This is a genomic window from Thorsellia kenyensis, assembly GCF_042432445.1.
In the GTDB taxonomy this organism is placed as follows: Bacteria; Pseudomonadota; Gammaproteobacteria; order Enterobacterales; family Thorselliaceae; genus Thorsellia; species Thorsellia kenyensis.
This window is the reverse complement of record NZ_JBHLXE010000125.1, coordinates 1-709: the sequence shown is the minus strand read 5'-3', so window position 1 is coordinate 709 and position 709 is coordinate 1. Positions and strand designations below refer to the sequence as shown.

Genomic DNA, 709 nt, shown 5'->3' with positions numbered 1-709 from the left:
GTCAAGCGTCGAGTTACGAGTGAACTATCTTGAAGACAATAAAGGCAACACGCCGACACAAATTGCGAAAGGTGGCTTGACGAATGATGATACCCCATTATTGGTGGGTACAGCGACGCCTGGCGCGGTGATTGAGTTGTATGAAGATGGAAAACTTCTCTCTATAGGCAATGTGAAGGCAGACAATACGGGTAAATGGTCATTCATTATCCCAAGTCAGTATGTCACAGATGGCGTGCATAACTTTGAAGTCAGAACGAAGAGCCAGTCAGGCAATGTGGTCAAAGCACCATTTGACATTACCTTTGACTTAACTGCACCGAATGTGGGTGTCATTGAATCAGTAGAAGACACCGTATCACCGAAATTAGGCTTTATTGAGAAAGAGGGGGCGACGAATGACTCATCTCCTGTATTACGTGGTAAAGCTGAGGCGGGCAGCACCGTTTATATTTATGACAAGTTTAATGATCAAAAAGTGGGTGAAGTTACGGTTGATTTAGAGGGTAACTGGACATACAAAGTGACCGAGCTTGATGATGGTTTACACCGTTTTGTCATTACAGTGACGGATAAAGCGGGTAACGTCAGTGGTGAGAGCAACGAGTTCCCTATTGTGGTTGATACGAGTGTTCCTGCTGCGTTAGCACCTAACTCATTTGATGTGATTGATAACGTCGGCGACTTTAAAGGCAAAATCACGCAAGAC

At 44.7% G+C, this 709-nt stretch carries 1 protein-coding gene; it reads left to right on the top strand.

All coding sequences use genetic code 11. From position 1 onward, the window contains the following. Positions 1–19: 19 nt before the first annotated feature. Positions 20–709: Ig-like domain-containing protein (locus ACFFIT_RS13265; RefSeq protein ID WP_385878411.1), on the top strand; the 690-nt coding region annotated here is incomplete at its 3' end.